General features: G+C 62.7%; 19 protein-coding genes. 15 read left to right on the top strand and 4 right to left on the bottom strand.

Features of this window, described 5'->3' with window-relative positions; translation table 11 throughout:
• Positions 1-207 precede the first annotated feature (207 nt).
• The gene (locus E5K00_RS02195) at positions 208-1248 is read left to right on the top strand and encodes a T9SS type A sorting domain-containing protein (protein ID WP_135461237.1); all 1041 of its coding nucleotides are present in this window, start codon (positions 208-210) and stop codon (positions 1246-1248) included.
• Positions 1249-1409: 161 nt separating this feature from the next.
• Positions 1410-2609 (top strand): MFS transporter, encoded by a 1200-nt coding sequence (locus E5K00_RS02200; RefSeq protein WP_135461239.1) that lies wholly within the window; start codon positions 1410-1412, stop codon positions 2607-2609.
• Positions 2610-2713: 104 nt separating this feature from the next.
• Here E5K00_RS02200 and E5K00_RS02205 read toward each other — a convergent pair whose 3' ends face one another.
• Positions 2714-3736 carry a LacI family DNA-binding transcriptional regulator gene (locus E5K00_RS02205; protein ID WP_135461241.1) on the bottom strand — a complete coding sequence of 341 codons (1023 nt, stop codon included), beginning with the start codon at positions 3734-3736 and terminating at the stop codon, positions 2714-2716.
• Between the two features lie 272 nt (positions 3737-4008).
• On the opposite strand from E5K00_RS02205, the gene E5K00_RS02210 reads away from it, so the two are divergent.
• From E5K00_RS02210 to E5K00_RS02270, 13 genes are all read left to right on the top strand, one after another.
• Positions 4009-4779 (top strand): SDR family oxidoreductase, encoded by a 771-nt coding sequence (locus E5K00_RS02210; RefSeq protein ID WP_135461243.1) that lies wholly within the window; start codon positions 4009-4011, stop codon positions 4777-4779.
• Positions 4780-4900: 121 nt separating this feature from the next.
• Positions 4901-5731, top strand: a complete 831-nt coding sequence (kduI, locus tag E5K00_RS02215) for a 5-dehydro-4-deoxy-D-glucuronate isomerase (protein WP_135461245.1) — start codon at positions 4901-4903, stop codon at positions 5729-5731.
• Between the two features lie 28 nt (positions 5732-5759).
• Positions 5760-6110, top strand: a complete 351-nt coding sequence (locus tag E5K00_RS02220; RefSeq protein ID WP_135461247.1) for a cupin domain-containing protein — start codon at positions 5760-5762, stop codon at positions 6108-6110.
• Between the two features lie 77 nt (positions 6111-6187).
• Complete coding sequence (gene pelA, locus E5K00_RS02225; protein ID WP_167856719.1) at positions 6188-8215, top strand: pectate lyase; 2028 nt, start codon at positions 6188-6190, stop codon at positions 8213-8215.
• Positions 8216-8225: 10 nt separating this feature from the next.
• Positions 8226-9752 carry a tagaturonate reductase gene (locus tag E5K00_RS02230; RefSeq protein WP_135461251.1) on the top strand — a complete coding sequence of 509 codons (1527 nt, stop codon included), beginning with the start codon at positions 8226-8228 and terminating at the stop codon, positions 9750-9752.
• The gene (locus E5K00_RS02235) at positions 9749-11404 is read left to right on the top strand and encodes a UxaA family hydrolase (protein ID WP_135461253.1); all 1656 of its coding nucleotides are present in this window, start codon (positions 9749-9751) and stop codon (positions 11402-11404) included. The genes E5K00_RS02230 and E5K00_RS02235 overlap by 4 nt, the downstream gene beginning before the upstream one ends.
• Before the next feature lie 176 nt (positions 11405-11580).
• Entirely contained in the window at positions 11581-13032 is a 1452-nt protein-coding gene (uxaC, locus tag E5K00_RS02240) for a glucuronate isomerase (protein ID WP_135461255.1), read from the top strand.
• A gap of 68 nt (positions 13033-13100) precedes the next feature.
• On the top strand, positions 13101-14111 hold the full coding sequence (locus E5K00_RS02245; protein ID WP_135461257.1) for a sugar kinase: 1011 nt from the start codon (positions 13101-13103) through the stop codon (positions 14109-14111).
• A gap of 100 nt (positions 14112-14211) precedes the next feature.
• Positions 14212-14868, top strand: a complete 657-nt coding sequence (locus E5K00_RS02250; RefSeq protein WP_135461259.1) for a beta/alpha barrel domain-containing protein — start codon at positions 14212-14214, stop codon at positions 14866-14868.
• Positions 14869-14915: 47 nt separating this feature from the next.
• On the top strand, positions 14916-16223 hold the full coding sequence (locus E5K00_RS02255; RefSeq protein ID WP_245328188.1) for an MFS transporter: 1308 nt from the start codon (positions 14916-14918) through the stop codon (positions 16221-16223).
• A 120-nt stretch (positions 16224-16343) separates the two neighbouring features.
• Positions 16344-16820: a nuclear transport factor 2 family protein gene (locus E5K00_RS02260; RefSeq protein ID WP_135461263.1), complete on the top strand. Its 477-nt coding sequence runs from the start codon at positions 16344-16346 to the stop codon at positions 16818-16820.
• 288 nt (positions 16821-17108) lie between these two features.
• On the top strand, positions 17109-18140 hold the full coding sequence (gene fbp / locus E5K00_RS02265) for a class 1 fructose-bisphosphatase (protein WP_135461265.1): 1032 nt from the start codon (positions 17109-17111) through the stop codon (positions 18138-18140).
• A 102-nt stretch (positions 18141-18242) separates the two neighbouring features.
• The gene (locus E5K00_RS02270; protein WP_135461267.1) at positions 18243-19787 is read left to right on the top strand and encodes an aldehyde dehydrogenase family protein; all 1545 of its coding nucleotides are present in this window, start codon (positions 18243-18245) and stop codon (positions 19785-19787) included.
• A 117-nt stretch (positions 19788-19904) separates the two neighbouring features.
• On the opposite strand, the gene E5K00_RS02275 is transcribed toward E5K00_RS02270, so the two are convergent.
• Genes E5K00_RS02275 through E5K00_RS02285 form a run of 3 tightly spaced genes read right to left on the bottom strand, consistent with a single transcriptional unit; the run spans position 19905 to position 26275 of the window.
• Positions 19905-22373: a hypothetical protein gene (locus E5K00_RS02275; RefSeq protein WP_135461269.1), complete on the bottom strand. Its 2469-nt coding sequence runs from the start codon at positions 22371-22373 to the stop codon at positions 19905-19907.
• The gene (locus E5K00_RS02280) at positions 22373-23506 is read right to left on the bottom strand and encodes a DUF4249 domain-containing protein (RefSeq protein WP_135461271.1); all 1134 of its coding nucleotides are present in this window, start codon (positions 23504-23506) and stop codon (positions 22373-22375) included. Before E5K00_RS02280 ends, E5K00_RS02275 begins: the two co-directional genes overlap by 1 nt.
• Positions 23507-26275 carry a TonB-dependent receptor gene (locus E5K00_RS02285; RefSeq protein ID WP_135461273.1) on the bottom strand — a complete coding sequence of 923 codons (2769 nt, stop codon included), beginning with the start codon at positions 26273-26275 and terminating at the stop codon, positions 23507-23509. It lies immediately after the preceding gene.
• Positions 26276-26290: the final 15 nt, after the last annotated feature.

The following is a 26290-nucleotide window of genomic DNA, read 5'->3' on the forward strand; positions in this document are numbered from 1 at the left end:
AACAACCGGGCCGGGCGCGTCGGCGGCCTTGCGTGTCGCCGGCGCGTCCGGCTGGCAACGTTCCCGGTAACGATTGCACAAATTAAATGCGGAGTCTGCTTCCCATTTCGTGCCTGCGGGTGCAAATTGAAACACATCAAGCCTGCCTTTTCGGACCGGCGGCTCGAACCAGCTCCACAAAATTCCCACACTAGTTTCCCTTCGGATATGAAGAAAAATCTACTCACCGGCTTTGCCCTGCTCACCGCCCTGTTCCTGTCGGAGCAGGCTACCGCCCAAACGGCTGGCTTCGCGCAGTGGCCCCTGACGACCAACAACCAGGACAACCCCGCCGTGCGTTCGGCCGGGCTGGCGGGCAACCCCGCGACCTTCAAGCGCCTGACGATTTCGGACGGGCAGGTGCCCACCGGGGCGGCGGCCTTCGCGCCCTACTCGGCGGCTACCGGGCAGGCATTTGCCGTGCTGGCTAATGGTGGTGGCTGGAGCTCCAACGCCACGCCTCCGGGCCCGGGCGCCAACCCCCGCCGCACGTTCTACGAGCAGTTTACGGCCACCGCTTCGGCTGCTACCCGCCTCGACTCCGTGATTCTGGACGCCTCCATGCCCAGCACTGCGGCGGGTAAGATTGTGGTGATGTACTCGCTGAGCAACTTCACCGCCGACTCGGCCAGCATTACCGGCGCCAAAGGCCCGGCCATCAACAACTCGACCGTTATTCTGCCCGGCGGCGTGCTGCCCACGACCTCGAACGGCTCGTTCGGTTCCGGCACGGGTAGCATCTCCTCGAACGGGGCCGTGCTGCCCCAGTACGCAGCCGGCGGCGTGCCCAGCACCTTCCGCTTTGCCCTGAACGAAACCAGCGGCGTGACGCTGGCCGCGGGCCAAACCCTGACGGTGCGCCTGTACTTCGGTGCCGGCAGCTCCAGCGTAGGCCGCTACGTGCTCCTGAAAAACGTCACCTTCAAGAGCCGCCAGCCCGCGCTGGCTACCAAGCCGGCCGTGGCCAAGCAGGGCCTGAACGTGTACCCCAACCCCGCCCAGGAAAACCTGAAAGTGGCCCACCCCGCCGCCGTAAAAGGTGCGACGGTAGCCGTGTACTCGTTCAACGGTCAGAAAGTGGCCTCGTTTGCCGCTCAGCCCAACTCGACCAGCACCGACGTGCGCCTCTCGGCCCTGGCCGCCGGCATGTACATGGTCGAGTACTCGGATGGTCAGCAGCGCATCACGTCCAAAGTGGTGAAGCTGTAACGCTTACTTTTCCGGATAGTACCAAAACGCCGCCTGGCATAGCCGGGCGGCGTTTTGCTTGAGGGAGGCCCGTAGCAAAGGCCGGAAAAATTGAATCGGTAGCTGCCTGACCGTCGGGAAAAGCAGCTGATAAGGCATTTGCCGCAGAGAAGACAGAGAAAATGAGTGTATCCCAGAAGCGCGTTGAGCTGCTGCCGGAAACGGCCGAAACCCCGGCCCCGGATCGGGGCGCGGCCCGTTTGGCTATTACCGCCTTTTTCCTGCTTTCGGGCTTTGGCTATGCTACCTGGGCCTCGCGCATTCCCACGATTCAGCACGCGCTGGGGCTGAGTGAGGCCGAACTGGGCGGCGTGCTGCTGGCTTTGCCCACCGGCCTGCTGCTCACGCTGCCCCTGACGGGCTACCTGCTCCAACGCTTCAGCAGCCGGCAGATCATGCTCACCGGGGCCGTGCTCTACAACGTGGCCCTGGGCCTGCTGGGCTTCGCGGCCACCACCTGGCAGCTGGTGGCGCTGCTATTCTGCTTCGGCTCGTCGCGCAACCTGCTCAATATTTCCATGAACGCGCAGTCGGTGGGGGTGCAGGCTCTTTACCGGCGCTCCATCCTTGCCGCGTTTCACGGGGTCTGGAGCGTGGCCGGGTTTGCCGCCGCTGCGGTAGGGGCCCTGCTGATTGCCCTGAACGTGGCGCCCGGCTACCACTTTGTGGCGGTGGGCATTGGGCTGAGCGGGCTGGCGTTTGCGTTTTTCCCCCGCACCCTGAACCTGGCCCCGCCACCCGCCGCCGAGCGGGCCGCCCGGCCCCGGTTTGTGTTGCCCGACCGCCGCCTGCTGAAATTCGGGCTGATCTGCTTCGCGTCGATGGCCTGCGAGGGGACGATGTACGACTGGAGCGGGGTGTACTTCGAAAAAGCCGTGCACGCGCCCGAAAAGTGGGTGGCGGCGGGCTTCGCGACCTACATGGTGGCCATGACCACCGGCCGTTTCCTCGGCGACTGGCTCGTGAACCGCCACGGCGTGAAGCCCCTGCTGCGCCTGAGCGGCCTGCTGATGACCGTGGGGCTGGCGCTGGCGGCGCTGGTGCCGCTGCCGCTGCCGGCCGCCTTGGGCTTCGCGCTGGTGGGCCTGGGCGTGTCGTGCGTGGTGCCGATGGTGTTCAGCATGGTGGGCCGCCTGCCGGCGCTCAGCTCGGGGGCGGCCATTGCGGGCGTGTCCACGGTGGGCTACGTCGGCTTTCTGATTGTGCCGCCGGTGGTGGGCTTCGTGGCCTCGGCCGCCAATCTGCGCTGGTCGTTTGCCCTGATGGCCGGGCTGGGCATCGTGGTGCTGGCGCTGGTTGCCAGGCTAAAGGAGCAGGAATGAGGACCCCTTGGAAACGAAAAACGCCCGGGCTGCCCGGGCGTTTTTCGTTTCAAGGCACGAGTAGGGCCCGGCTGCTGCCTGCCCGTTGCCCGGAACCATCCGCGTTACCCTACCGCCGCGCGGGTCGAGTCGCGGGCAATGAGCGTGGTGGGAATCTTAATTACGCTCGGCGGCGCGGCTTTTTGCTTGCGCTCAATCAGCTCGATGAGGCGCTCAACGGCCACCTGCCCGATTTCCTGGGCCGGCTGCACCACCGTGCTCATGGCCGGCGACAGCAGCTCGGCCACGGTCATGTTGGTAAAGCCAATCAGGGCCACGTCTTCCGGAATGCGGAGCTGGCGCTTGTGCAGGGCCGCCAGGCAGCCCGTGGCCAGCCGGTCGCTGGCGGTGAAAAAGGCGTCGGGGCGGGGCTCCAGGGCCAGCAGCTCGTCGACCATCGGGCCCACCTCGTCGGGGCCGAACGTACCGTAGCGCACCAGGTTTTCGTCGTAGGGAATGCCGTGCTTTTCCAGAGCGGCGCGGTAGCCGGCCAGGCGCTCCTGGGTGATGGAGAGGTAGGGCGGAATGGTGAGGTGGGCAATGCGCCGCCGCCCCGACCAGATCAGGTGCTCGGTGGCGTCGAAAGCACCCTTAAAGTTGTCGGCCACCACCTGCGTGGCGTTCAGCTCCGAGGAAACCCGGTCGAACAGCACCACCGGCATGCCCTGGTCCTGAAGCTCGCGCAGGTGGGTGACGTCGGAAGTTTCGCTGGAAAGTGAAATTAGCAGCCCATCCACCCGGCGCGACACGGCCTGCTGCATGTTCACCACTTCCCGCTCGTACGACTCGTGGGTCTGGAAGATGATAACGTGGTAGCCGCGGTTGTAGGCAATGGCCTCGATGCCGTTGATGGCCTGGGAAAAGAAGTAGTTGGCAATCTGGGGAACGATGACGCCGATGGCGCGGCTGCGGTTTTCCTTTAAGCTGAGCGCAATCGGGTTAGGCCGGTAGTTGAGCCGCTCGGCGTATTCCATGACCAGCCGTTTGGTCTCAGCGTTAATCTCGTAGCTGCCGCGCAGGGCCCGTGACACCGTGGAGGTGGAGAGGTTCAGGGCCTTGGCAATATCCTTTATGGTAACGTTGTCCAAGGGGTGGGCTTGTTAAAGTGCAATTGTGGGAAATGCTCAGAATGCGGCCATTCCGGGGCCTAAAGTAGAGTTCTATTCCGAATTTCTTTTCATCCCGGTTTCGGCTACCCGCAAAATGGGGTATCGGCAACGTTCCCGATAACGTTTGCGCAAATAAACATTGTGCTATTCTTCCTTTTGCCTGAGCAGTCGTGTAAACTTATCAAACCGGTTTCTGGGCGGATAGTGCCCGAAATCGGTAGCCATTCTCTAAAAAGTTACGAAACCCGCCCATGCGTACTCTCCCCAGCTTCAGCCTTGCCGGTAAACTCGCCATTGTCACGGGCTGCAATCGGGGAATTGGGCAGGCTATGGCCCTGGGCCTGGCCGAAGCCGGCGCCGACATCATCGGCGTGTCGGCCACGCTGGCGCTGAGCGGCTCCGAAACCGAGCAGCAGGTGCGGGCCCTGGGCCGGCAGTTTCACGCCTACCAGGCCGACTTCAGCAGCCGCCCCGCCGTGGATACCTTTATCAAGCAGGTGCAGCAGGATTTTCCCCGCATCGACATTCTGATCAACAACGCCGGCACCATCAAGCGCGCCCCCGCCGCCGAGCACTCCGACGAGCTTTGGGACGAGGTACTCCATATTAATCTGGATGCGCCCTTCCGCCTGGCCCGCGCCATCGGGGGCCGGATGCTGGAGCAGGGCAGTGGCAAAATCATCTTCACGGCTTCACTTTTGACGTTCCAGGGCGGTATCAACGTGCCGGGCTACGCGGCCAGCAAGGGCGCCATTGGCTCTTTGGTAAAAGCCCTGGCCAACGAGTGGGCCGGCCGCGGCGTCAACGTCAACGCCATTGCCCCCGGCTACATTGCCACCGACAACACCGAGGCCCTGCGCAACGACCCGGACCGCTCGCAGAGCATCCTGGCCCGCATTCCGGCCGGCCGCTGGGGCACCCCCGCCGACTTCAAAGGCCCTACCGTCTTCCTGGCCTCCGATGCCGCCAGCTACATCCACGGCACCATCCTCACCGTCGACGGCGGCTGGATGGGCCGGTAACAGTGAATTAGTGAGATGGTGAAATGGTGAGTTTTTCGTTCAAGCTGCGCAGACTGCGCCAAACGCGCCACCAACACATCAACTCACTACTTCACCATTTCACCATTTCACCAACTCTCCGATGACCCAACGATATGCCGTCAGCCCCCGCGAAACCGCGGGCATGAATACGACCGAACTGCGCGAGCATTTTTTGATTGAGCGCCTGTTTGTGGCTGATGATATTGCCCTGGTCTACACCCACTACGACCGGATGATTGTGGGCGGCGCCGTGCCGACCGACCAGCCTTTGGCCTTGCCCTGCCCGCCGAATTTGAAGGCCGACTACTTCCTGGAACGCCGGGAATTGGGCATTCTCAACGTGGGCGGCCCCGGCCAGGTCTCGGTGGACGGTACGACCTACGAGCTAGGCAACCAAGACTGCCTCTACGTGGGCAAAGGCAGCCAGGACGTACAGTTCCGGAGCGCTTCGGCCGATGAGCCGGCCCGGTACTACCTGCTCTCGGCCCCGGCCCACGCCGAGCACCCGACCACGCGTAAAACCCAGGCCGAGGCGACGCCGGTGGAAATGGGCGCGGTGGAAACGGCCAATCAGCGCACGATTTACAAGTACATCTACGCCGAAGGCATTCAGAGCTGCCAGCTGGTCATGGGCCTCACCCAGCTCAAAACCGGCTCGGTGTGGAACACGATGCCCTCCCATACCCACGACCGGCGCATGGAGGCCTACCTCTATTTCAACCTGCCGGCCGGGCAGCGCGTGCTGCACCTGATGGGGGAGCCCTCGGAAACCCGCCCGCTGTGGGTGAGCAACGAGCAGGCCATTATCTCGCCGCCGTGGTCGATTCACACCGGCTGCGGCAGCTCCAACTACGCGTTTATCTGGGGTATGGCCGGCGAAAACCGCGAGTACACCGACATGGACGCCGTGGCCCTGGACCAGCTCCGCTAACCAGCTTTTAACCGCTTAACTCTTCCCTATGAGCACTGCCACCCAGGACGTTCCGGCTAGCTTCATTACCGAGCAGGATGCCGTCTGGACCGACGTCGGGCCCGGCCTGCGCCGCCGCGTCATCTCCTACGACGCGCAGATGATGCTGGTGAAAGTGACCTTCGAAACCGGCGGGGTAGGGGCCCTGCACCACCACGTGCACGTGCAGCAGAGCTACATCCAGAGTGGGGTGTTCGAAGTGACGCTGGGCGAGGAGAAGCGGGTGCTGCAAGCCGGCGACGCGTTTTACGTGCCCTCCGACGTGTGGCACGGGGTGGTTTGCCTGGAGGCTGGCGTGTTGCTGGACGCCTTCAGTCCGATGCGGGAAGATTTTGTGTAGAACCGGGGCAACCCGCTTGAAAGAAGAAATTGATGAAAGGGTATTTACAGGCAATGCTGGTGCTGGCAGGGGCAATTTTGGGAGAGGTTTCCTCGGCCTGCGCCCAGCATTTGACGGTGGCGCTGGATGGCTCGGGCGACTTCCCGACCATTCAGGCCGCCGTCAACAGCCTGCCCGTCATGGCCCCCCAGCAACGGGTGATTCGCATCAAAAAAGGTACCTATAAGGAAAAGGTCTTTATCGACGGCAAGGACCACATTACCCTGCAAGGCGAGTCGGAAAAGGGCGTGGTGCTGACTTTCTCCCAGGCCAACGCCATTTTCCGCTGCGACCCGGCCACGGCGGGCGACTGGACCATTGCCACGCTCAGCCTGCGCAACAGCCCCGACGTCACGCTCGAAAAGCTGACGGTCATGAACACCTACGGCGCCGAAGCCGCCGGCCCCGTCACCATCGACTGCCCCTCGGACCCGACGGGTAAGAAGGTCATTAAGAAGTCGGACCACCAGATGGCGCTCTACACCGGCAAGGGCACGACCCGGCTGACGGTGAAAAACTGCACCTTCCGGACCCTGGGCAACGACACGGTGAGCCCCTGGGACGCCGAGGCCGGGGTGTACTACTTCAAGGACTGCACCCTGGAAGGCAGCGTGGATTTTTACTGTCCGCGCGGCTGGGCCTACGCCGAAAACTGCCGCTTTATCTGCCACAATATGAATGCCGCCATCTGGCACGACGGCTCGGGCAGCAAAGACGCCAAAACGGTGCTTAAGAACTGCTCGTTCGAGGGTGACGACAACTTCAAGCTGGGCCGCTACCACACCGAGTCCCAGTTCTATTTGATTGACTGCCAGTTTCCGAAGAACATGGCCGACGCGGATATTTACGCCGCCCAATCGGGCAAGGGCGCCCCGCAGTGGGGCCGCCGGGTGTACTACGCCGGCTGCCACCGCCAGGGCGGCGACTACGCCTGGCACCGCGACAACCTGAGCACGGCCGAAAACGCCCCCAAAGCCAGGCAGGTCAACGCCGCCTGGACGTTTGGGGAGCGGTGGAAGCAATTCGGGACGGCCTCAGTTTCGGCTTCCCACAACCTGAGAATGGGCGGCCTGCTGGCCGAGGCCATTGATACCACGGCCGAGAAAATGCTGGTCTACCAGCGCAGCATCGGCGGCTGGCCCAAGGCGGTGAAGGAAAAGAAGGTGGACTACAAAGCTCCGCTGAGCGCCGCCGTGAAGGCCGCTACCCTGGCCGACGCCGGCCGCAACGACGCCACCATCGACAACAACGCCACGACCCGGGAAATCGAGTATTTGGCCAAGGCCTACAAAGCTACCGGCAACCCGGCCTACCGCCAAAGCGCCGAAAAGGGCCTCCGCTACCTGCTCAAGATGCAGCACAAGAACGGCGGCTTCCCCCAGTTTTACCCCGACAGCAGCAGCTACCGCGCCCAGATTACCTACAACGACAACGCCATGGTGCGGGTGCTGACCTTGCTCAAGGCCGTGGCCGACAAGCAAGCCGACTACGCCGCCCTCGACCCGAGCCTGGTGCCGGCCGCCCAGCTGGCCGTGGACAAGGGCGTGAGCTGCATCCTCAAAACCCAGTACGTGCAGCGCGGCAAGCTCACGGTGTGGTGCGCCCAGCACGACCGCCGCACTCTGCTGCCGGTGAAGGCCCGGGCCTTCGAGCTGGCTTCGCTCAGCGGGGCCGAAAGCGTGGGCATCGTCGAGTTTCTGCTGACGCTGGATAACCCCTCGCCGGAAGTGAAAAAGTCGATTCAGGCCGCAGTGGCCTGGTTTCAGGCCGTGAAAATGGAGGGCTTCGCCGTCAAGGACGTTGCCGCCCCGGCCCAGCCTAAGGGCCGCGACCGGGTAATCGTGCCCGAAGCCGGCAGCGTGCTCTGGGCCCGGTTTTACGACCTGGACACCAACCAGCCGATGTACGTGGGCCGCGACGGGCAGAAGCGCAGCCAACTCAGCGAGATTGAGAATGAGCGGCGCACGGGCTACGTGTACGCCAGCACCTGGCCGCAAAAATTGCTGACGAAGGACTATCCGAAGTGGCAGCAGAAGTGGGAGAAGAAAGAAGGAAGCAAAATTTAAGGCTCTGATAATGGCCAACTTATCCAAACAAGCCGCATTAGCCCTCTCGTCATCGGCGGTAGCCATGCCCGAGGCCGCGCACTTTGATTTACCCGAAAAAGTGCTGCAGTTCGGCACCGGCGTGCTGCTGCGCGGCCTGCCCGACTACCTCATCGACAAGGCCAACCGCCAGGGCCTGTTCAACGGCCGCATCGTGGTGGTCAAGTCCACCGACGGGGGCGACGCCACGGCTTTCGACCGGCAGGATGGGCTTTACACGCTCAGCATCCGCGGCATTGCCGACGGGCAGACGGTCGAGGAAAACGTGGTGTGCTCGGCTATCAGCCGGGTGCTGTCGGCCAAAAGCCAGTGGGAGCAGGTGCTGGACGTAGCCCGCAACCCGGCGCTGACGGTGGTGATTTCCAACACCACGGAAGTCGGCATTCAGCTCGTGTCGGAGTCGATTAAGCAAAGTCCGCCCCAGTCGTTTCCCGGCAAGCTGCTGGCCGTGCTCTACGCCCGCTACCAGGCGTTTCAGGGCGCTGCCGACAAGGGCCTGGTCATCGTGCCTACCGAGCTGATTCCTGGCAACGGTACCAAGCTGGAAGGCATCGTGCTGGAGCTGGCCCACCTCAACGGCCTCGACGCGGAGTTCATCGAGTGGCTGGAATCGGCCAACTCGTTCTGCAACTCGCTCGTGGACCGCATCGTGCCCGGCCGCCCCGACGCGGCCACGCAAGCGGCTCTGGAAGAGGAGCTGGGGTATTCCGACGATTTGCTCACGATGTCGGAAGCTTATCTGCTGTGGGCCATTGAGGGCGACGCCCGCGTGAAATCGGTGCTGGCCTTCGAGCAGGCCGACGCCGGCGTCATCGTGCAGCCCAACATTGACTTGTTCCGCGAATTGAAGCTGCGCCTGCTCAACGGCACGCACACGCTCAGCTGCGGTTTGGCGTATCTGGCCGGCTTCGATACCGTGCGCGGGGCTATGGACGACGCGGCTATGGCCGGCTTTATTCAGAACCTGATGCTGGCTGATCTGCTGCCGGGCATTCCCTACGCCGTGGATGAAAAAGTGGGGCAGCGCTTCGGCATGCAGGTTCTGGACCGGTTCCGCAACCCCTACGTTGAGCACCGCTGGCTGGGCATCACGCTCAACTACACTATGAAAATCCAGATGCGCAACGTGCCCACGCTGCTGCATTACTACAAGAAGCTGGCCGTGGTGCCCGACTACATGGCCCTGGGCTTTGCCGCCTACCTGCTCTTTATGCGCGGCACTCAGCAGCACGACGACGTGTGGTACGGTGAGGCGGGCGACCAGCACTACCCGATTCAGGACGAGAAGGCCGGCTACTTCGCCGACCTCTGGCAGCGCCAGACGCCGGCCGAATTAACCCAGACCGTGCTGCGCAACAAAACCCTCTGGGGCCACGATTTGGCCCAACTGCCCGGCTTCGCGGCCCGCGTCGAGAAGTACCTGCAGCAGCTGCTGCAGCACGGCGCTTCGGCCACATTGGCCGGCTATTTTACCCAAAAGGTTTCCCTTGCCTCATGAAGCATTTAGTAGCCCAGATTCATCCGCACGACAACGTCCTGGTAGCCCTCACGGACCTGCCCATCGGTACGCCCGTGCCGTGGAAGGACGGCCTGATTACGACCATCCAGGCCATTCCGGCCAAGCACAAAGTAGCCCCCCAGGCCTTCGAGCCCGGCGACCTGGTGCACATGTACGGCGTGCTGGTGGGCAAAGTGCGGGAGCGTATTCCGCTCGGCGGCCTGCTCACCACGTCCAACATTCAGCACGCCACCGACTCGTTCGACCAAACTTCCGGCGTGCACCGCCAAAGCTGGCCCGTGCCCGACGTAACCAAGTGGCAGGAGCGGACTTTCATGGGCTTCCACCGCGCCGACGGCCGCGTGGGCACGGCCAACTACTGGTTGGTGATTCCGTTGGTGTTCTGCGAAAACCGCAACATTCAGGTCCTCGAAGCGGCGCTGGTCGATGACCTGGGCTACGGCCGCAAGAAAAGCTACCAGCCCCAGACCCAGGAGCTGATTGCGCTGATGCAGGCCGGCAAAACCGTGGAGGAAATCCTGGCTACCGACCTGCATTCGGCCGAGAACAGCCGGCAGAAGCCCCGCCTGTTCCCGAACGTGGACGGCGTGCGGTTTTTGCAGCACGAGGGCGGCTGCGGCGGCATCCGCCAGGATGCCCAGACGCTCTGCGGCCTGCTGGCCGGCTACATCACCCACCCCAACGTGGCCGGCGCGACGGTCCTGAGCCTGGGTTGCCAGAATGCCCAGGTGAGCATGCTCCAGGACGAAATCAACAAGCGCAGCCCCCAGTTCTACAAGCCGCTCTACATTCTGGAGCAGCAGAAAATCGGGACCGAAGAGGCCCTGATCAGCACCGCGCTGCGCCAGACCTTTGCCGGCCTGATGCAGGCCAACGCCCAGCACCGCCAGCCGGCCCCGCTCAGCAAGCTCACCATCGGTCTGGAGTGCGGCGGCTCGGATGGCTTCTCCGGCATTTCGGCCAACCCCGCCGTGGGGCACGTGTCCGACATGCTCGTGGCCCTCGGTGGCTCGGTTATCCTGGCCGAATTTCCCGAATTATGCGGCGTGGAGCAGGAACTCGTGGACCGCTCCGTGGACCAGCCGACGGCCGAGCGGTTTAGCTCCCTGATGAAGGCTTACGGCGAGTCGGCGGTGGCCGTGGGCTCGGGCTTCGACATGAACCCCTCGCCGGGCAACATCCGCGACGGGCTGATTACCGACGCCATGAAATCGGCCGGGGCGGCGCGCAAGGGCGGTTCCTCGCCGGTCGTGGCCGTGCTCGACTACCCGGAGCTGGTCACCAAGCCCGGTTTGAACCTGCTTTGCACCCCCGGCAACGACGTGGAGTCGACGACGGCGGAAGTAGGGTCGGGGGCCAACGTCGTGCTCTTCACCACCGGCCTGGGTACGCCCACCGGCAACCCGATTGCGCCCGTGGTAAAGATTTCGAGCAACACGGCTTTGGCCCAGCGCATGCCCGACATCATCGACCTGAACACCGGAACGGTTATCGACGGGGAAGAAACCATCGAGCAGGCCGGGGAAAGGATTCTGGACTACGTGATTCGCGTGGCCAGCGGGGAGGAAGTAGCCGCCGTGCGCCACGGCCAAACCGACTTTATTCCCTGGAAGCGGGGCGTTTCGCTGTAAGTGGTTGCTGATTGCTGGGAGTTGATGGTTGCCGTTCCACGATAACAATCAACTCCCAACAATCAACAACCAAAACCAGGAGAGTTCAGGACACCTGCCTGCCGCCCCCGCGCTACTTTGCCTTGCCCTAACCCGACCTCACGCTTTACGCCGATTTCCCACCCGGCACCCTCGTTATGAAAAAGCCTTTTCTCGATTCCGACTTCCTGCTGCAAACCGAAACGGCCCGCACGCTCTACCACCAGTTTGCGGCCCCGCAGCCCATCATCGACTACCACAACCATCTGCTGCCCGACCAGATTGCCGACGACAAGCAGTTTGAGAACCTGACCCAGATCTGGCTCTACGGCGACCATTACAAGTGGCGGGCCATGCGCACCAACGGCATTGATGAGCGCTACATCACCGGCGACGCTTCCGACTGGGAGAAGTTCGAGAAGTGGGCCGAAACCGTGCCCTACACCCTGCGCAACCCGCTCTACCACTGGACCCACCTGGAATTGCAGCGCTACTTCGGCGTGACCGAGCTGCTCAACAAGGAGTCGGCGCGCCGCATCTACGACCATTGCTCGGCGTTGCTGCGCACCCCGGAATACTCGGTGCGCAACCTGCTGCGCAAGATGAACGTGCAGACCCTGTGCACCACCGACGACCCCTCAGACGTGCTGGAGCACCACCGCGCCCTGGCCGCTTCCGGTTTCGAGGTGCAGGTGCTGCCCACCTTCCGGGCCGACAAGGCTATGGCGCCGGAAGACCCCGCCGGCTACAACGCCTACCTCGACAAGCTCGGCGCATCGGCCGCCGTGGAAATCCTGACCTACCAGGACCTGCTCACGGCCCTGCGCGTGCGCCACGACTACTTCGCCGCCCTGGGCTGCCGCCTTTCCGACCACGGTCTGGAGCAGATCTACGCCGCTGACTACACCGACGCGGAAATCAGCGCCATCTTCGCCAAAGTGCGCGGCGGCGAAACGCTGGAGCAAGCTGAGATTCTGCAGTTCAAGTCGGCCATGCTGGTTTTCCTGGCCGAGCTCGACTGGGAGAAGGGCTGGACCCAGCAGTACCACGTGGGCGCCTTGCGCAACAACAACGCCCGGCAGCTGCGCCAGCTCGGCCCCGACACGGGCTGGGACTCCATCGGCGACTTTTCGCAGGGCCAGGCCATGAGCAAGTTCCTGGACCGGCTCGACACCCAGGACAAGCTGGCCAAGACCATTCTCTACAACCTGAACCCCGCGGATAACGAGCTGTTCGCCACCATGATTGGCAACTTCCAGGACGGCACCGTGCCCGGCAAGCTGCAATTCGGCTCGGGCTGGTGGTTCCTGGATCAGAAGGACGGCATGGAGCGGCAAATCAACGCCCTGTCGAACCTGGGTTTGCTGAGCCGCTTCGTGGGCATGCTCACAGACTCACGCAGCTTCCTTTCGTACCCGCGCCACGAGTATTTCCGCCGCATCCTGTGCAACATCCTCGGCAACGACGTGGAAAACGGCGAGCTGCCCGACGATCTGGACTTGCTCGGTAACATGGTGCAAAACATCTGCTTCCACAACGCCAAAGCCTATTTCGGCTTCGAAAAGCAGACCGCAACGGTGGAAGCCGGGGCGGTAGCCGAGAAAGCCTAGCTTGCGCGGTGGGCCAGTTAACTGGTCGGCCCGCTCTTTCCCTTTCCTTTACTTACAACGACCCCTAAATGAAGCAGGTAGTAACGTTCGGCGAAATCATGTTGCGGCTCTCGCCGCCGCTGAACTACCGCTTAACCCAGACCGCCACCTTCGAGGCCACTTACGGCGGCGGCGAAGCCAACGTGGCCGCGTCCCTGGCCCAGCTGGGCATGCCCGCGGCCCACGTCACCTGCTTTCCCGCCAACGAATTAGGCCAGGCCGCTACCCAGCACTTTCAGCGCTACGGCGTGAACATGGCGCACACCGTGTTTCGCGGCGAGCGGCTGGGCTTGTACTTCCTGGAAGTCGGGGCCTCGATGCGGCCCAGCAAGGTGGTCTACGACCGGTTCGACTCGGCCTTTGCCAACCTGCGGCCCGCGGACTTCAACTGGGACGAAATCCTCAAGGATGCCAGCTGGTTTCACTGGACGGGCATCACCCCGGCCATTTCGGCCGCGGCGGCCCAGGCTTGCCAAGACGCCATTGCCGCCGCCCGCCGCCTGGGCATCACCGTCTCGGGCGACGTGAACTACCGCCGCAACCTGTGGCAGTACGGGCAAAAGGCCCAGGACGTCATGCCCGGGCTGGTCGAGGGCTGCGACGTCATTGTCGCTTCCGAAAACGATTCCGAGGATTTATTCGGCATTGTACCGCAGGAAGGTGCCGCGCAGAGCTTTACTTCGATGGCCGAGCAGCTGATGGCCCGCTTCCTCAACGTGAAGCAGGTCATTACCACCCGGCGCGAAACGCTGAGCGCCTCCCACAACCAGCTCAAGGGCATCCTCTACGACGGCCAGAACTTTGTGGAAAGCCCCAGCTACGACATCGTGCCCATCGTGGACCGCATCGGCGGCGGCGACGCCTTCATTGCGGGCTTCATCTACGGCTCCCTCACCACCCACGACCAGCAGCAGGCCCTGACCTTCGGGGTAGCTTCCTCGGCCCTCAAACACACCATTCACGGCGACTTCAACCTGGCCACCAAAGCCGAGGTCGACGAAGTCGTGAAAGGCAACACCTCGGGGCGCCTGCTCCGGTAGAGTTGATTGCTGATTGCTGGGAGTTGATTGTTGCCGTTCAACGATAACAATCAACTCTCAACAATCAACAACAAGTAATCAACTCCCAACAACCAAAACAATGTCCCAATACTCTTCCGCCGAAGTGCTGGAGCGGGTGCTGCAAGCGCCTTTGGTGCCGGTCTTTTTCCACGCCGACGCGGCCTATGCCCAGCGCGTGGTGCAGGCCTGCTACGAGGGCGGCATCCGCGTCTTCGAATTCACGAACCGCGGGGCCAACGCCTTTGAGGTCTTCGGCCAGCTGCAGCGCTACGTGCGGGAGCACCTGCCCGACCTGCTGCTGGGCATCGGCACCATCTACACCGCCGCCCAGGCCGAGCAGTTCATCAGCGCCGGCGCCGACTTCGTGGTGCAGCCCATCATGACCCCCGACGTGGCCGAGGCCTGCCGCCGCCACGACGTAGCCTGGGTGCCCGGCGCCATGACCTTGACCGAAGTCTACACCGCCCAGCAGCTGGGCGCGGGCCTAGTCAAAATCTTCCCCGGCAACGTGCTGGGCCCCGATTTTGTGAAGAGCCTGCGCGGGCCCATGCCCACCGTGAAGCTCATGGTAACCGGTGGGGTAGAGCCCACCCAGGCCAGCCTCACCGAGTGGTTCGGGGCCGGCGTGAACGTGGTTGGGATTGGCTCCCAGCTCTTCAAAGGCGCCGATGACGTGGCCGTCCTCGCGCCGCGTATTGCGCCGCTCATGCAATTTCTCACCTCTCGCGCCTCCTGATGCAAACAGCCCCGGTTATCCCCCCAGCCGCGCCCAATTCGCCGTTAGTGGAAAGCTCCACCCTCGGTAAATACCGCTGGACCATCTGCTCGCTGGTCTTCTTTGCCACCACGGTCAACTACCTCGACCGGGCGGTGATTTCCCTGCTCAAACCCTACCTGGAGGTGGAGTTTAAGTGGAACTCGGGCGACTACGCCAACATCGAAATTGCCTTCAAGCTGGCCTACTCGCTCGGCATGCTGGGCGTGGGCCGGATTATCGACAAGCTCGGGACCAAGATGGGCTACGCGCTGTCGACCTTCCTGTGGAGCCTGGCCGCCATTGGTCACGCCTTCGTGAGCAGCACGCTGGGTTTTTCGGTGGCCCGGGCGTTTCTGGGCGTCACGGAGGCCGGCAACTTCCCGGCCGCCATTAAAACCACTGCCGAGTGGTTTCCGCAGAAGGAGCGGGCCCTGGCCACCGGTATTTTCAACTCGGGTTCCAACGTGGGGGCCATTATTGCCCCGCTGTCGGTGCCCATTATTGCCGAAACCATCGGCTGGCAGTGGGCCTTCATCATCACCGGGGCCCTGGGCTTCGTGTGGCTGGTGCTGTGGTTTTACTTCTACGAAGTGCCGGCCCGCCACGCCAAGCTCACCAAAGCCGAGTTCGACTACATCCACTCCGACGTGGACGATTTGGCCGCCGCTTCCATCGAGACCGAGCCCAAAGTGTCGTGGTTTAAGCTGCTGACCTTCCGCCAAACCTGGGCCTTCGTGCTGGGCAAGTTCCTGACCGACCCCATCTGGTGGTTCTACCTGTTCTGGCTGCCCGACTTCCTCAACAAGCAGTACGGCCTGAAAGGCACGGCCGTGTCGTTGCCCGTGGCCGTGGTCTACATTCTCTCCAGCGTAGGCAGCATCGGTGGCGGCTGGATTCCGCTGAACTTCATCCGGAACGGCTGGCCCGCCTTCAAGGCCCGCAAAACCTCGATGCTGCTCATTGCCCTCTGCGTGTTCCCGATTGTGTTTGCCCAGAAGCTCGGGCAGGTCGATATGTGGCTGGCCGTGCTGGTCATCGGCATTGCCGCCGCCGCCCACCAGGCCTGGAGCGCCAACATCTTTACCACCGTCTCGGACATGTTCCCCAAGCGGGCCGTGGCTTCGGTGACGGGTATTGGCGGCATGGCCGGCGGCCTGGGCGGCATTGCCCTCACGGCCCTGGTGCAGAAGCGCATGTTCGTGCACTACGAAAGCATCGGGCAGCTCGACAAAGCCTACTTCATCATGTTCTGGATTTGCGGCGCGGCCTACCTGCTGGCCTGGGTGCTGATGCACTTTCTGGCGCCCCGCATGAAGAAGATTGACCTCGGATAAGGACTGGTTGTTAGTTGCTGGTTGTCAGTTGTTCGGTTGTGCTAAACAACAAGCAACAACTAACAATCAACAACCCATCAGGAATGCCTAACAACTGACAACCAACAACGAACAACTAGAATGAAACGACTCCTCGCGTTTGCCTTGCTGCTCGTGCTCGGCCTGGCCGCAGCGGCCCAGACTGCCGCCAACAAGAAAGATATGGCCGCTGCCAAAGAAGTGGAAGCTCTGGAGCGGCAGCGCTTCGAGGCCCAGGTGAAGAAAGACTACGCCTTTTTGGAAAAGGTCTTTGCCGACGATTTGGTGTACACCCACTCCAACGGCAAGCAAAACGGCAAAACTGACTACCTCCAGTCCATCCGGGACGGCAAGAGCGTCTACGACAAGATTGACGTGGAAGCCCTGAACGTGCGCGCCTACAACGACGGCAAGGCCGCCGTGGTCAACGGCACCATCACGATTTACCAGCCCAACAAGCCCGACGGCACACCCAACGTGGCCCACCTCAAGTACGTGGTGGTGCAGGTGAAAGACGCCAAAAAAGGCTGGCAGGTCGTGCTCTGGCAAAGCCAGAAGCAGCCCGAAGCCAAAAGCTAGCTTCGTCATATCCCGGGTTTGCTGCCGTAGCGGCGGTAAACCCGGGGTAGGGTGGAAGCCCGTAGGAAGTACCTGAACAACGTGCCGCCCCGCGCCGGCTAAAACCCAGTCTGCGCAAACGTTTCCACAGCAAGCCGAATCCATTGCCTAGCTTTGGCCCTGGCTAGGGCCCGGAACCGGCGGCCGGCTCTTTTTCACTGCATTTCTCGTCGGTTCTAACTCCGCCTCACCGGGCGGCCCGCTCGCCTATTGTCCGAATTCTACTCTCCCATTTTCTGAACCTCACCCATGAGTGCCCCTAACGAAAACACCCTTGCCAGCCCCGTCGGGACCACGCTGGACCGTTATATTATGCGTAAGCAGGCCGAATTTCCCTTTGCCACCGGGGAGCTGAGCCAGCTGCTGCGCGATATTGCCCTGGCCGCCAAAATTGTGAACCGCGAGATTAACCGGGCCGGCCTGATGGACATTACCGGCAACTACGGCGCCCAGAACGTGCAGGGCGAGCAGCAGCAAAAGCTCGACGTGGTGGCCAACATCCGCTTTATCCGGGCCCTGAAAAATGGGGGCGAAGCCTGCGCCATCCTCTCCGAGGAAGACGACGAAATCATCTACACCGGCAACGACCAGGGCCGCTACGTGGTAGCCATGGACCCGCTCGACGGCTCCTCCAACATCGACGTGAACGTGAGCATCGGCACCATTTTCAGCATCTACCGCCGCGTCTCGCCGATGGGCAGCAAAGCCACCCGGGAAGATTTCCTGCAAGGGGGGCGCAAGCAGGTGGCCGCCGGCTACATTCTCTACGGCTCCAGCACCATGCTCGTCTACAGCACCGGGCACGGGGTGGCCTGCTTTACCTACGAGCACTCGCTGGGCGAATTTTTCCTCTCCCACGACGGGGTGCAGATTCCGGCCCAGGGCACGACTTTCTCCTGCAACGAAGGCAACTGGCTCGACTACCCCGAGTGGGTGCGCTGCTACCTGACCCAGTGCAAGGAGCGCCGCTACACCGGCCGCTACATCGGCTCGTTGGTGGCCGACTACCACCGCAACCTGTTCAAGGGCGGTATCTACCTGTATCCGCCCACGGCCAAAAACCTCAACGGCAAGCTGCGCCTGCTCTACGAAGGCTACCCGCTGGCCTTCCTGATTGAGCAGGCCGGCGGCAAGGCCCTGGCCGGCACCGAGGCCGTGCTCGACATCGTGCCCACCGACTACCACCAGCGCGCCCCGCTCTTCATCGGCTCCTCCGAGATGGTCGACGACCTGGTGGCCTGCATGGCGCAGGAAGGCGTGCCGACCGCCAAAGTTGCGTAAGCCAACCCAAACAACTTTCTTAGGTTGCGGCTTTAGCTAGCACATCCGCTCCATCTGCTCCCACCCGCCCGGTCCAATCCAACACCCTTACCCTCTCCTTTCATGCCCAAAATCATTTCGCCCGCGGTGGAGTTTGGCTCCTTGCTAAACCAGGTTAAGCAGATAACGCCCGAGATTTTCACCCCCGACGGCAAGTTTCAGAACCTGATGGAAGGCCAGTGGCAGCAGCCCGGCACGCCCCGCGAGTTTTCGTCGCCCATCGACGGTACGCAGCTGGGCTGGATGCCCATGCTGGGCCGCGAAACGGCCATGAAAGCCGTGCAGTTTGCCAAAAAGGAAGCCGCCGCCTGGGGCACCACCGACCTGGATGAGCGCCGCAGCAAGGTGCAGGAGTGCCTCAACCAGCTGCGGCCCCACGTCGAGCTGGTAGGCAAGCTGCTGATGTGGGAAATCGGCAAAACCTACAAGCTGGGCTTCACCGATATCGACCGCGCCATCGAGGGCGTGCAGTGGTACGTCGACAACATCGAGGAGATGCTGGGCGCGCGCAAGCCGCTGGGCCTGGTCAGCAACATTGCCTCCTGGAACTACCCGCACTCGGTGCTGCTGCACGCGGTGCTGGTGCAGGCCTTGTGCGGCAACTCGGTGATTGCCAAGACGCCCACCGACGGTGGCTTTATTTCCCTGAGCTTCGCCTTCGCCATTGCCCGCCGCTGCGGCCTGCCCGTGACGCTGGTCAGCGGCCCCGGCGGGGAGCTGAGCGACGTGCTGGTGAAAAACGACGCCGTCGACTGCCTCAGCTTCGTGGGTGGCCGCTACAACGGCCGCAACATTGCCGACGCCCTGAGCTCGGAGCACAAGCGCTACATGCTGGAAATGGAGGGCGTGAACACCTACGGCATCTGGAACTTCTCCGACTGGCAAAGCCTGGCCGACCAGCTCAAGAAGGGCTACGACTACGGCAAGCAGCGCTGCACGGCCTACGTGCGCTTCGTGGTGCAGCGCGAGCTGTTCCCGCAGTTCCTGGAAACCTACTGGGAGGCCGTCAGAAGCCTGAAAGTGGGTAACCCCACCCTGGTCGATAACCCCGCCGACAAGCTGCCCGAGCTGGCCTTCGGGCCGGTTATCAATAAGCACCAGGCCGAAGACCTCGACCGGCTCTACGCCGACGCGCTGAAAACCGGTGCCACGCCCATCTTTGAAGGCCGGCTCGACGAAAGCCTGTTTCTGCCCGGCCAGGACATGAGTGCCTACCGCGCCCCCCGCGCCCTGGTGAACCTGCCCCGGCAGAGCGAGCTGTACTTCAAAGAGCCCTTCGGCCCCATCGACTCCATCGTGCTGGTCGACCGGGTGGAAGAGCTGGTGGGCGAAATGAACATTTCGAACGGAGCCCTGGTGGGTGCCCTGGCCTCCGACGACGAGAAATGGGCCCAGCGCACGGCCAAGGAAGTGCGGGCTTTCAAGATGGGCGTGAACAAGCTCCGCTCCCGCGGCGACCGGGAAGAGGTGTTCGGCGGCCTGGGCGAGTCCTGGAAAGGGGCTTTCGTGGGTGGTAAGCTGCTGGTGGAAGCCGTGACGGAGGGCGACGCGGCCCAGCCCGTGCTCGGCAACTACCCCGAAGCCACGCTGCTGCCCGAAAAGATTTAACCCGCCTCGGCCCGCTCCCGAAACCGGGCGGCCGGCGCAGCAAAACGGGGCTGGTGATTTCCGCGGGGAAGTCGCCAGTCCCGTTTCTTTGGGGAAAGGTGCCGCTGGTGCGTTCGGCTACAAAGGCTGTTTTACCTCGAAGGTCAGGCGGGTGCTGCCGGCCAGGCCGGTGCCGGTCAGCCCCTGGATAACCACCACGTACTTGCCCGGCACGTCGGCCGTGTAAAAGTCGAGGGCGGTGCTGCCCGTGGCCGGGGTGCTGACCTGCGGGTTCCAGTAGAGCAGGTTGCGGAAGTCGGGGCGGCGGGTTTGCCGGGCCTCGGCCGTTTCGTAGCGCGGCGCATAAAACTCCCGCTGCAGCTGCAACCCCTCGTATTCCTGCAAAAGGGCGTGCGAGTCGAGCTTGTAGCTGCCCAGGTCGCCTTTGTAGGTGGTGTAGCTCACTAGGCCCTGGTGCTGCATCCGGCCCAGAAAGTATTTGCCGGCCACTACCTCCAGCTTCTGAATCTTGAGCGGGTCGAGGGCAATAACCTTGTTGATGTTGAAAATCGGCACCCCATCGAGCAGCACCAGCGGGTCGTCGGTCATGGGGCGCTTCAGCTGGTCGACCACCTGGAAGTGGTACTGCCCCTTGCGGATGCGCACCAGCACCCCCGGCACGTATTCGCGCATCACTTCCTCCATCACCTTGAAGCGGGTGTAGGCATCGAGCAGGTACCGCTCGTCGGGCTTGCCGTAGAAAGGCAGGCTGTCGTTGGCCGGCAGCGTATAGAGGGTGGTAAACTTCTTGAAATACGCGTTTTGCACCTGCGCCTGCAAGTGGCGCTGGCTGAGGCTAGCCCGGTAAGCGCCCGCCAGCTTAAGCGGAGCCAGGGTAGAGGCCGCAAACTCGGTCGAAAAGGGCGAGAATACCTCGATTCGGTAGGTGCTGTCGACCTGGGTGTTGGTTTGCACCACGATTTCCTTGGGCCCGAAAAAGTCCCGCGTTTCAAACCCGATGCCGCCGTCAGCCTTGCTCACCGTTGGATATAAATGCGCCTGGCGGCTGGGACTGGCCAAATACACCGGAATGCCCGCGGCCGGCTGGCCGGTGGCCCCGTGCGTTAGCCGGCCCTGAATCCAGTGGCCGCTGGTTTCGGGCTGAAAGGCAACGTCAGTTTTGGTAGGGGAGAGCACCTGGTCCCAGCGGAACCGGCTCCAGCCCTGGGTCAGCATCAGGTTGTCGGCGGCCTGGGCGGTTTCGGGCGTGTGGTCCGTGAAGTAGTACGCTGGGCTTTCAATGGGCCCTTTCACGTCGGCGGCCAGCCAGAGGTAGCTGTTGATGTCGGGGCCGGGGGCCGTGGCCAGCGAGTCGAGGCGGTACACGGCCACCGACAGGTTGGCCGCGGCCGGCCGGGCCGCCGGCGTGGTGCCGGCCAGCTGCAAGGTTACTTTTTCCCGGCTGGCATACGCGGGCTTGTCGGTGCTGGCGCTGAGGGTGAGCTGCTGGGTGGGCGCGCGGAAATACAGCCGCTCGGCCAGGGGCTGACGGGCGCTGTTGAAGACGGTAAAGTGCGTTATTCCTTCGCCCAGCGTCTTTTCATCCACCGTAAAGACGGCCGCGTTGTCCCGGAACCGGGCGCTGACCGCCACGGATGGAATATGGCGGGCGTGGCCCAGCAGCAACACGTCCTGGGCCGCATCCGTCGCCTTGCTGGTTCTGACCGTAATCGTGAGCGTGCCGGGCTGGTCGTGGCTCAGGTGCAGGGCGTAGCCTTGCTCCAGCACGGCGGGCAGCTTGCGGGTGAGGGTTTGCTTGTTGGGCAGCTGAATAATGGCGCTGTAGCTGGCCCCGGCCTCGGTGGGCGTAAAGGTGAAGGAGCCCAGGCCAAACTTCAGGGTGCGGAACTGCGCCACGTTGTTGCCGCGCTGATCCACGATGATGCCGCTGGCCTCGACGCCGCGCAGGTGCTTGTCGTTCACCTTGAAGCCGACGGTGGCGGGCAGGCCCTGCACGAGGTGGCCGCCTTCGGGGAAAAACTGCGCTTCGGCCCCCAGCGTTTCCCGGGCCGTCTGCACGGCCACGGTGGCCGAGGTGTTGACGACCGTCACGGTGCTGTGGAAGTAGAAGTCGGGCGCGGTATTCTTCATCCAGTTGGTGTAGGCCCGGATGGTGTAGGTGCCCGAGGGCAGGTTTTTGGGCAGCACAAACGTGCCCTGGCCCACGGCCTGCTCCACGCTGATTTTGGCCTGCAACACGGGCTTCTGCGCCGGGTTGAGCAGCTCCACGTACGCTACCTTGCTCACGGGCAGCGGCTTGTGGTAGAGGCCATCCACGGCGTAGAGCTTAAACCATAGCATTTCCCCGCTCACGTACACCGGCCGGTCGACGTGCAGAAACAGCTTTTCCGGCAGGTGCTGCCGGGTGTAGCGGCTCAGCTGCCCCGGAATGGCGCGTAGCGAGTCGGTTTGGGCGTGGGCCGCTGGTAACCCGGTGGCCCACAGGGTGCCGCACAGCAGCAGGCCCAAACCCCAGGGGCGGGGCCGGAGCGGCCGGGGCGAAGCAAGAGAACTGGTCGTCACGAAATTACTGGTTGAGTCGCGCATTACTTCCAAAAGCTGGGGGCTACGTTGGTGCCGCGCTTCCGGCAATCCACACAGTCGCTGGTAAGCCCGGTATAGCCCACGTCTTCGATCATTTCGATGGGTAGAAAGTTCGGATTGTTGAAGGCCAGGGCTGCGTACTGGAACTGAATCGTATCCGGAACGCCGCATTTGTAGCCCGTCTCAAACTGCCAGCTGGCGGGCAGCTCGTCCCGGCTGATAAAAATGCGCTTTTCGCTGACGGAGTACCCGCCCACGTAGCCCAGCACCAACTCGTCGGGTTTGGTGGCGCAGTGCATGTTGCCCACCAGCTGGGTCGGGAGCGGGTCAAACAGGGTGCCGATGCTCTCCGTGTTTTTGCGCATCTCCTCCCAGTAGGCAAATTCTTCCTGCGTCTGGGCGTACTGCTTAACCAGCACGCTGTATTTGTAGCGCAGCTTGGTGGAGTTGCTGGGCAGGTTGGCCAGGGGGTAGTCCGCCACTACGTCCTGGTTGAGCTTGGTGGTGGTGCTGAGCCTGATAAAGCCCCCGAGCTGGCCGGTCCAGCAGCGCCAGATGTTGTTGGTGCGGTACTGCATCTTGCCGCCAACAAACTCGAAGTAGCTGCGGTACTGCGAGGTAAACTCCCAGGTTTCGTCGTAGTCCCAGCGGTAGTACTGGGTTTTGTTGGCGTCGTCGTGGGCACTGACGAAGAGGTGAACCCCGCCCTCATCCGCCGTCCAGGTTACCTTGTCGATGGGCGGCGTGAGCTTGACGGCCGTGTAGTCGGAAAAGTACTCTTTGCTGGCCGCCGTGGTAAAGTGCAGGCGGTGCCGCTTGCCCACGTTGAGCTGCAGGTTGGGCGAGGTGTAGGTGCCGGCCGGGCTTTCCGTGAGGCGGTAGCGCTGCCCGTTTTCCTCCTCCACGTACACCGTCGCCTTGCTTTCTACCGGGGGCGGCGTGTTGGCTTGCAGGTTCAGGGTGCGCGTGAGCTTGATGGTCGTCACGCCGCTGGCGTTGATAAAGCCGTCGACGACCAGGAAATTCACGTTCACGCCGTTCACCTCGGGCTCAAACGGGTCGATGCAGCTCGTCAGACTCAGCAGCAGCAGGCTCCAGAGCCGCACGGTAGACCGCAGATGTATATACCTGGTCATCTAGAATTTGAAGTTGTAGGTGATGGTCGGAATCGGCTGGCCGAAGATGGACAGCTGGTAGCCGTTGATGCGGCCGTTTTCCGACTTGAAATACACGGAATAGGGGTTTTTGCGGCCCGTCAGGTTATACACCCCGATGGTCCAGGAGCCGTGGGCCAGCTTCTTGATCTTGTGGTTGCCCTCAATGTTGAGGGCCAGATCGGCGCGGTAGTAGTCGGGCACGCGGTAGGCGTTGCGCTCCGAGTAATACACCCGCATCGAGTTGCCCACGTAGTACTTGGCCAGGGGCAGGGTAATGGGGCGGCCCGTGCTGTAGGTAAGGTTCAGGGAGGTGCTGAAGCGGCGGCTGAACCGGTAGTTGCCAATCATCGTCGCGTCGTGGGGCTTGTCGAAGTTGCTGGGGTAGTACTTGCCCCCGTTTACCATGTCGCCGGTCGTGGCCGTATTCACGCGCACTAGCGAGCGGGAATAGGTGTAGCTTACCCAGCCGTTGAGCTTGCCGGTCAGCTTCTTCACCATCACTTCCACGCCGTAGGCCTTGCCCTCGGCATTCACCACGTCGGTTTCAATGTGGTGGTTGAGAATCAGCGTGGCCCCGCTCTTGTAGTCCACGAAGTCGTGCATGGCCTTGTAGTAGGTTTCTATGGACGTTTCAATCGTGTTCGACTTGAAGTTGCGGTAGTAGCCGATGGAATACTGGTCGCCGACCTGGGGCCGGATGTTCGCGTCGCTGAGCTTCCAGATGTCGGTCGGCGACATCGAGGCCGTGTTCGAGAGCATGTGAATGTACTGGCGCATCCGGTTGTAGCTGGCCTTCACCGAGGAGTTGTCCGACAGCGCGTACTTGAGCGTCACGCGGTACTCGGGGCCGTGGTAAGTGGCAATGCTGGCCCCGCGCTTGTGCGAAATGGTGTCGGTAATCGTGTTTTCCGACTTCGAGATATTGGGCAGATACTGGTAGGTGTCGCGCGGACCCAGGGCGTTGAAGAGCGAGTAGCGCAGCCCCAGCGACACGGCGAAGCGGGGCGTCACGTCGATTTTGTCCGACACGTAAATAGCATGTTCCAGGGCCTGCTCCCGGGGCAGCACGTCGGGCTTGATCAACGACTCGTTGCCGATGGGCGTCAGGCTGCCCGAGGCCACCGAGTAGTAGATGTTGTTGAAGCCGAAGTCGAAGGTGTGCTTGTTGCTGTGGAAGTAGCTGAAGTCGGCCTGCAGGTTGGTCTGGTTGATGCCAAAGGCCAGCTCAGCGGCGTTTACCGGGTTCTTGTCGTTGCGGATGCCGTACTGGTAGTGGCTGTACGCACCGGTCAGCACGCCGTAGAGCTTGTTGCTGAAGTTGTGCTGCCACTTCAGGCTGCCCGTCTGGTTCTGGTAGCGGTAGAGCGTGTCGGAGGCCAGCTGAAACTGGTCGCGGCTGAGGTAGCCGGTGGCGTACACCGTGTTCCGGTCGTCGATCTGGTGGCTGATGTGGGCGTTCAGGTCGTAAAACGAGGCCGAGCTTTCCCGGTAGGTTTTGTTGGGAATCTGGTGCAGAATCCAGTCGGAGTAGCTGGTGCGGCCGGCCACGATGAAGGCGCTTTTATCCTTGATGATCGGGCCTTCCAGTGCCAGGCGGCTGGTCATCAGGCCAATGCCGCCCGAGCCGGAAAACTTTTTCTTGTTGCCGTCGCGGGTGGTAATTTCCAGCACCGACGACAGCCGCCCGCCGTACTTGGCCGGCACCGCGCTTTTGTACAGCTCCACCGTCTTGAGAATGTCGGGGTTGAAGGCCGAAAAGAAGCCGAACAGGTGCGCCGGGTTGTACACCGTCGCGTCGTTGAACAGAATCAGGTTCTGGTCGGTGGCCCCGCCGCGCACGTTCATGCCCGTGCTGCCTTCCCCCACCGATTTCACGCCCGGCAGCGTCAGCACCACGCGCAGAATATCGGTTTCGCCGAAGGCCGTGGGCACCTGCCGCATCGTTTTGATGTCGAGCCGCTCCACGCCCATCTGCATGCTGGCCACGTTCTTGTCTTTTTCGGCTTCAATCACCACCTCCTTCAGGTTGGTAATGTCTTCCTCCACCTCAATCTCCAGCTTGCCGTCGGTGTGCAGCTGGATCTGGCGGCGGGTGTTCTTGATGCCAATTCCCCGCACCTTCAGCTCGTAGCGGCCCGCGGGCAGCGTTAGGGCATAGTAGCCGTACTGGTCGGTGGTGGTGCCCACCGTGCTCGGCGCCTCCACGAATACCGCCGCCCCGATAACCGGCTCCCCGGCCTTGCTGTCCCGGATGTGGCCGGCCAGCGTCACCTTGCCGCCGGGCTGGCTGCCACCCTTTTTCCCGACCTCGTAGAGCTTCAGCGCCGAGGTGCTGGCCGCTGCGGCCTGGGTTTCCTCGGCGGGCAGCGGGTCGGGCTCGGTAGCGGTGGCCGCCGGCATTTCCGTCACGAAGAAGTTGGGGGGCAGGTTGGGCTGAATGGCGCTGCCGGTGGTCACGTACACCCGCTGCTGCGGGTCGACGGCAAACCGAAACGGCGTGGACGCCAGCGCCGCCTGCAGCACTGCCTCCAGGGGCTGGCTGGTCACGCGCACGTTCACGCGCAGCGTATCCAGCGCCTCGGGCTGGTAGTAGAAGCGGTAGGGCGTTTGGGCTTCCAGCCGCTGCACCAGCTCCGGGAAGCGGATGCCGGTAAATTCTCCGCTGATCAGCGGCGGCGGCGCCAGCTGCTGGCCCAGGGCGGTGCCACTCCACAGGAAAAGGAATGCCAAACGGTAAAAAAATCTCATCAGAATAGGGGTGCA

The organism is Hymenobacter aquaticus (assembly GCF_004765605.1).
Taxonomy (GTDB): Bacteria; Bacteroidota; Bacteroidia; order Cytophagales; family Hymenobacteraceae; genus Hymenobacter; species Hymenobacter aquaticus.

What these genes read in the sequence shown, in the direction of transcription:
- E5K00_RS02195 (WP_135461237.1), top strand. Translation starts at nt 208, where the DNA reads ATGAAGAAAAATCTACTCACCGGCTTTGCCCTGCTCACCGCCCTGTTC.
- E5K00_RS02200 (WP_135461239.1), top strand. Translation starts at nt 1,410, where the DNA reads ATGAGTGTATCCCAGAAGCGCGTTGAGCTGCTGCCGGAAACGGCCGAA.
- E5K00_RS02210 (WP_135461243.1), top strand. Translation starts at nt 4,009, where the DNA reads ATGCGTACTCTCCCCAGCTTCAGCCTTGCCGGTAAACTCGCCATTGTC.
- kduI (WP_135461245.1), top strand. Translation starts at nt 4,901, where the DNA reads ATGACCCAACGATATGCCGTCAGCCCCCGCGAAACCGCGGGCATGAAT.
- E5K00_RS02220 (WP_135461247.1), top strand. Translation starts at nt 5,760, where the DNA reads ATGAGCACTGCCACCCAGGACGTTCCGGCTAGCTTCATTACCGAGCAG.
- E5K00_RS02230 (WP_135461251.1), top strand. Translation starts at nt 8,226, where the DNA reads ATGGCCAACTTATCCAAACAAGCCGCATTAGCCCTCTCGTCATCGGCG.
- E5K00_RS02235 (WP_135461253.1), top strand. Translation starts at nt 9,749, where the DNA reads ATGAAGCATTTAGTAGCCCAGATTCATCCGCACGACAACGTCCTGGTA.
- uxaC (WP_135461255.1), top strand. Translation starts at nt 11,581, where the DNA reads ATGAAAAAGCCTTTTCTCGATTCCGACTTCCTGCTGCAAACCGAAACG.
- E5K00_RS02245 (WP_135461257.1), top strand. Translation starts at nt 13,101, where the DNA reads ATGAAGCAGGTAGTAACGTTCGGCGAAATCATGTTGCGGCTCTCGCCG.
- E5K00_RS02250 (WP_135461259.1), top strand. Translation starts at nt 14,212, where the DNA reads ATGTCCCAATACTCTTCCGCCGAAGTGCTGGAGCGGGTGCTGCAAGCG.
- E5K00_RS02260 (WP_135461263.1), top strand. Translation starts at nt 16,344, where the DNA reads ATGAAACGACTCCTCGCGTTTGCCTTGCTGCTCGTGCTCGGCCTGGCC.
- fbp (WP_135461265.1), top strand. Translation starts at nt 17,109, where the DNA reads ATGAGTGCCCCTAACGAAAACACCCTTGCCAGCCCCGTCGGGACCACG.
- E5K00_RS02270 (WP_135461267.1), top strand. Translation starts at nt 18,243, where the DNA reads ATGCCCAAAATCATTTCGCCCGCGGTGGAGTTTGGCTCCTTGCTAAAC.
- E5K00_RS02275 (WP_135461269.1), bottom strand. Translation starts at nt 22,373, where the DNA reads ATGCGCGACTCAACCAGTAATTTCGTGACGACCAGTTCTCTTGCTTCG.
- E5K00_RS02280 (WP_135461271.1), bottom strand. Translation starts at nt 23,506, where the DNA reads ATGACCAGGTATATACATCTGCGGTCTACCGTGCGGCTCTGGAGCCTG.
- E5K00_RS02285 (WP_135461273.1), bottom strand. Translation starts at nt 26,275, where the DNA reads ATGAGATTTTTTTACCGTTTGGCATTCCTTTTCCTGTGGAGTGGCACC.